This window comes from Streptomyces sp. SID1328, from assembly GCF_009865595.1.
In the GTDB taxonomy this organism is placed as follows: domain Bacteria; phylum Actinomycetota; class Actinomycetes; order Streptomycetales; family Streptomycetaceae; genus Streptomyces; species Streptomyces griseoluteus.
In genome coordinates, this window is record NZ_WWKH01000010.1 from 1 (window position 1) to 4,664 (window position 4,664).

Below are 4,664 nucleotides of genomic sequence, written 5' to 3' on the forward strand. Positions count from 1 at the left end.
AGCGCCGGGGGCGTCCGGTGCGCCCAGGCCGCGCAGGCGTTCCAGTTCGCGGCGGTCCCGCTTGGTGGGGCGGCCGGTGCCCCGGTCGCGGATGCCGACGGGGGCGACCGCCTCGCGGGGCGGCGGAGGAGGCGAGTTGTCGATGTAGCACTGGGCGGCCACCGGAGCGCCGACCCGCTTGCGGATCAGCCGCTTGACGATCACCACGCGCTCCCGGCCCTCGTGCCGCAGCCGCACCTCGTCACCCACCCGCACGGAGTACGCGGGCTTCACCCGCTCCCCGTTCACATGGACGTGGCCGCCCCGGCACGCGGTGGCGCCCAGCGACCGTGTCTTGACCAGGCGCACGGCCCAGATCCAGCTGTCGATCCGCACCGACTCCCCGGCGGCCAGCCCCGCGGCCTCGGCGGCGGCCACCGCGGCGGCGGTACCGGGGTCGGGCGCCGGTGCCTCGGGGACGGCGACCTCCCGGGCGCCGTCGGCGGGGTCCTGTGAAGCGAGTGCCATGCTGCCGACCCTAACGCTCCGCCGCGCCGGGCCGGTACGGCGTTTCCCACCACTCCCGCGCTCCGCCCCGGATGCGGCCCGCCCGCGCACCCCGGAGGCTGTTGCCGAGGTCGTGCCGGGAGCGAGGAGGGGACATGGAGACGGAGGCCGAGGCCGAGGAGCCGCCCCGGCACCGGCGGACGTTCACCTTCCCCAGCGCGCTCACCGTCCTCGCCGTCGTCACGATCGCCGTCTGGCTGCTCGCCTTCCTCGTCCCGCCGGGCCAGTACGCGCGGGACGCGGCGGGCGCCCCCGTGCAGGGGACGTACCACCGCGTCTCCTCCGGGGAGTCCCTCGTCGACCGGCTCGACGACCTGTTCCTCTCCCCGGTCAACGGGCTGTACGGGCTGCGGGACCCGAAGACCGGCCTGGTGGGGCCGGACCTGGCGGGGGAGCTGTACGGCGCGGCGGGGGTGTTTTTGTTCGTGCTGGCCATCGGCGCGTTCATCACCGTCGTGTTCGCCACCGGCGCGCTCGACCGGGGCATCGCCCGGCTCGCGCACCGGCTGAGGGAGCGGGGCGCGCTGCTGATCGCCGGGATCATGGTGGTCTTCTCGGTGCTCGGCACCGTGGAGGGCTTCGCCGAGGAGACCCTCGGCTTCTACGGCCTGATCGTGCCGCTGATGCTCGCCCTCGGCTACGACCGGATGGTGGCGGTCGGCACGATCATCCTGGGCGCGGGCATCGGCGTGCTGTGCTCGACGGTGAACCCTTTCGCCACCGGGGTGGCCTCCTCGGCCGCCGACATCTCCCTCGGCGACGGCATCGCGCTGCGGTTCGTGATGTGGGTGGTGATGACGGCGGTGACGGTCGCCTACGTCATCCGGTACGCCCGTCGGGTACGGCGGGACCCCGCCCGCTCCCTCACCGGCTTCCTGCCCGGCGACCGCGAGCACGCCACCGAGGCACCGGACGCGGAACCGGAGCTGACCGGGCTGCACCGGGCGGTGCTGACCACGATGGTCCTGGTCTTCGCGTTCATGATCTTCTCGGTGGTGCCCTGGTCCAGCGCGCTCACCGGCAACGCGGACGCCACCCCGTACGGGTTCGAGCTGGACTGGTCCTTCCCGCAGCTCGCCGCGCTGTTCATCTGCGCGGCCGTGCTGGTCGGGCTGGTGGCCCGGATGGGGGAGCAGCGGCTCAGCTCCACCATCGTGCAGGGCGCGGCCGACTTCATCTCGCCCGCGCTGGTCATCGTGCTGGCCCGCGGCGTCACCGTGATCATGAACAACTCCAGGATCACCGACACCGTGCTGCACGGCGTCGAGGGCGTGGTGCGGGGGACCTCCTCCGGTGTCTTCGCGGTCATCGTGTTCGTGGTGAACCTGCCGCTGGCCTTCCTGATCCCCTCCACCTCCGGCCACGCCACGCTCGCCATGCCGATCCTCGCCCCGCTGGCGGACTTCGCCGGGGTGTCGCGCGCGGTCGCGGTCACCGCCTGGCAGGCGTCCAGCGGCTGGATGAACCTGTGGGTGCCGACCACCGCCGTCGTCATGGGCGGTGTCGCGCTGGCCAAGGTGGGCTACGACAAGTACCTGCGGTTCGCGTGGCCGCTGCTGGCCGTGCTGTTCGCGCTGATCTGCGGGTTCCTCGCGCTGGGCGCGGCGTTCACCTGACCGGCCTGGCCTACCGTGAAGGGCATGGACGACAGTGGTGGCCTCGCCCGGCTGGACCGGCGCGTGAGCGAGTGCCGGGCCTGCCCGCGGCTGGTGGAGTGGCGCGAGGAGGTGGCCCGTACCAAGCGGGCCGCGTTCGCGGACTGGACGTACTGGGGGCGCCCGGTACCCGGCTACGGCCCCGCCGACGCCCGGCTGGCGATCATCGGGCTGGCCCCCGCCGCGCACGGCGGCAACCGCACCGGCCGCATGTTCACCGGCGACCGCTCCGGCGACGTGCTCTACCAGGCCCTCTACGACCTGGGCCTCGCCTCCCAGCCGGCCTCGGTCGCCCTCGACGACGGGCTCGAACTGTACGGCGTCCGCGTCACCGCCCCCGTGCACTGTGCCCCGCCCGCCAACAAGCCGACGCCCGGCGAGCGCGACACCTGCCGGCCCTGGCTGGTGCAGGAGCTGAAGCTGCTCCGGCCGACGCTCCGGGCCGTCGTCGTGCTCGGCGCCTTCGGCTGGCAGGCGGCGCTGCCCGCGCTCACCGAGGCGGGCTGGACCGTACCGCGCCCCCGCCCCGCCTTCGGCCACGGCACCCACGTCCCGCTCGAAGGCGGCCTCGACCTCTACGGCTGCTTCCACGTCAGCCAGCGCAACACCTTCACCGGCCGCCTCACCCCCGAGATGCTCCGCGAGACCCTGGGGACGGCGGCCCGGGCGGCGGGCCTGGTCTGACAGGTCAGGGCTGCCAGACGTACCGCACGTCCGGCTCCCGCTCCTCGTTGCCGCGGCCGTCGGTGCGCTCGACGGCGACGAAACCGTGGCGCTCGTAGAAGCGGTGCGCGGGCTCGTTCACCTGGAACGTCCACAGCGTCAGCCCGCCCGGCACGCGCCCCTTGGCCAGCGCCACGAACCGGTCGCCGAGGCCGCGCCCGCGATGGGCGGGGTCCAGGTATAGCTGGGACAGCAGGCCCCCGTCGAGCACCATCATGCCGACGATCGCGCCGTCCTCCGCCTCGGCCACCCAGGTCTCGCGCAGCGGGATCACCACGTCCCGGATGTGGGCGCGGACCTCGTCGTCCGAGCGGGGCCGGACGACCGTGGGCAGGGCCGCGGCGAAGGAGCGCAGCCAGACATCGGCCGTGGCGGGGGCGTCCGCCGGGACGGCCCGCCGCAGCAGGACCGTCACTCGCCCGCCTCCGGGATCGCGGCCGTGGCGGTGATCTCCACCAGCTGGCCGGTGTAGCCGAGGCAGGCCACGCCGAGCAGGGTGGAGGAGTGCGGACCCTTGCTCAGACCGGACGCCTCCACCACCTCCCACACCGACGAGAGCACCGAGGGCTGGTCGCTCACCACGTACACCTCGGTCACCAGGACGTGCTCCAGATCGCTGCCCACGGCCCGCAGCTGCTCCCGCAGGTTGGCGATCACCTGCCCGGCCTGGGCCACCGGATCGCCGGGCCCGGCCAGTTCGCCCCGCTCGTCCAGCGGGACCGCGCCCGCGAGGAAGGCGAGCCGGGTGCCCGCCTCCACCACGGAGGCGTGGGAGTAGGTGGGTGGCGGGAAGAGACCGGGGACGGTGACACGGCGGATCATGACGGCTCCCTGGATACGCGGGCGGACGACCACCCATCATTGGCAGCCCGGAGCCGCCCGCGCATCCGAATAACGACGACAGCGAGGAGCCGCCGTGTCCGCCCTCTCCGACGCCGACTTCCTCTCCGCCACCGCCGACCGCCTCGCCGGGCTGCCCACCGTGCGGGCCGTCGCGCTCGGCGGGTCGCGGGCGCAGGGCACCCACACCGAGGACAGCGACTGGGACCTCGCCGTGTACTACCGGGGCGGCTTCGACCCGGACGACCTGCGCGCCCTCGGCTGGGAGGGCGAGGTCTCCGAGGTCGGCGGCTGGGGCGGCGGGGTGTTCAACGGCGGGGCGTGGCTCACCGTCGACGGCCGCCGGGTCGACGTCCACTACCGGGACCTCGGCACCGTCGAGCACGAGCTGGCCGAGGCGGAGCAGGGGCGCTTCCGCGTCGAGCCCCTGCTGTTCCACCTCGCGGGGATTCCCACGTACCTGATCGTCGCCGAGCTGGCCGTCAACCAGGTGCTGCGCGGCACCCTGCCCCGCCCCGCCGCCTACCCGGACGCGCTGCGCCGCACCGCCCCCGAGCACTGGCGGGGCACCGCCCGCGCCACCCTCGGCTACGCCCGCGCCAACCACGCCCCGCACGGCCGGCTCACCGAGGTCGCCGGTGCGCTGGCCACCGCCGCCGCCCAGGCCGCGCACGCGGTGCTGGCCGAGCGCGGGGAGTGGGTCACCAACGAGAAACGGCTGCTGGAGCGTGCCGGACTGCGCCGGATCGACGAGGTGACCGCCGCCCTCACGCCCAGGACGCTCATCGGCGCGGTGACCGCGGCGGAGGAGATCCTGCTCACGCCGCCGGGGCAGCTTTCACCTCCTCGAAACCCGGGCGCCGCACCCACCGCCGCGCCACGCTCTACCCTGGAGTGACC

General features: G+C 74.4%; 6 protein-coding genes. 3 read left to right on the forward strand and 3 right to left on the reverse strand.

What is annotated here, in order from left to right; translation table 11 throughout:
• On the reverse strand, positions 1–507 hold a 507-nt coding region (locus tag GT030_RS00380), incomplete at its 3' end, for an RNA-binding S4 domain-containing protein (protein ID WP_161199271.1).
• A 134-nt stretch (positions 508–641) separates the two neighbouring features.
• On the opposite strand from GT030_RS00380, the gene GT030_RS00385 reads away from it, so the two are divergent.
• Together GT030_RS00385 and GT030_RS00390 are read left to right on the forward strand one after the other, a co-directional pair.
• Entirely contained in the window at positions 642–2,162 is a 1,521-nt protein-coding gene (locus GT030_RS00385) for a YfcC family protein (protein ID WP_161199272.1), read from the forward strand.
• A 24-nt stretch (positions 2,163–2,186) separates the two neighbouring features.
• The gene (locus tag GT030_RS00390) at positions 2,187–2,885 is read left to right on the forward strand and encodes a uracil-DNA glycosylase (protein ID WP_161199273.1); all 699 of its coding nucleotides are present in this window, start codon (positions 2,187–2,189) and stop codon (positions 2,883–2,885) included.
• A 4-nt stretch (positions 2,886–2,889) separates the two neighbouring features.
• On the opposite strand, the gene GT030_RS00395 is transcribed toward GT030_RS00390, so the two are convergent.
• Both GT030_RS00395 and GT030_RS00400 read right to left on the reverse strand, forming a co-directional pair.
• Positions 2,890–3,339, reverse strand: coding sequence for a GNAT family N-acetyltransferase (locus GT030_RS00395; protein WP_161199274.1), 450 nt, complete (start codon positions 3,337–3,339; stop codon positions 2,890–2,892).
• Positions 3,336–3,746 (reverse strand): RidA family protein, encoded by a 411-nt coding sequence (locus GT030_RS00400; RefSeq protein WP_161199275.1) that lies wholly within the window; start codon positions 3,744–3,746, stop codon positions 3,336–3,338. Before GT030_RS00400 ends, GT030_RS00395 begins: the two co-directional genes overlap by 4 nt.
• Before the next feature lie 94 nt (positions 3,747–3,840).
• Here GT030_RS00400 and GT030_RS00405 point away from each other — a divergent pair, with 94 nt between their 5' ends.
• Entirely contained in the window at positions 3,841–4,662 is an 822-nt protein-coding gene (locus GT030_RS00405; protein ID WP_161199276.1) for a nucleotidyltransferase domain-containing protein, read from the forward strand.
• Positions 4,663–4,664 lie beyond the last annotated feature (2 nt).

Coding starts and splice junctions, on each gene's coding strand:
- GT030_RS00385 (WP_161199272.1), top strand. CDS start 642: ATGGAGACGGAGGCCGAGGCCGAGGAGCCGCCCCGGCACCGGCGGACG.
- GT030_RS00390 (WP_161199273.1), top strand. CDS start 2,187: ATGGACGACAGTGGTGGCCTCGCCCGGCTGGACCGGCGCGTGAGCGAG.
- GT030_RS00400 (WP_161199275.1), bottom strand. CDS start 3,746: ATGATCCGCCGTGTCACCGTCCCCGGTCTCTTCCCGCCACCCACCTAC.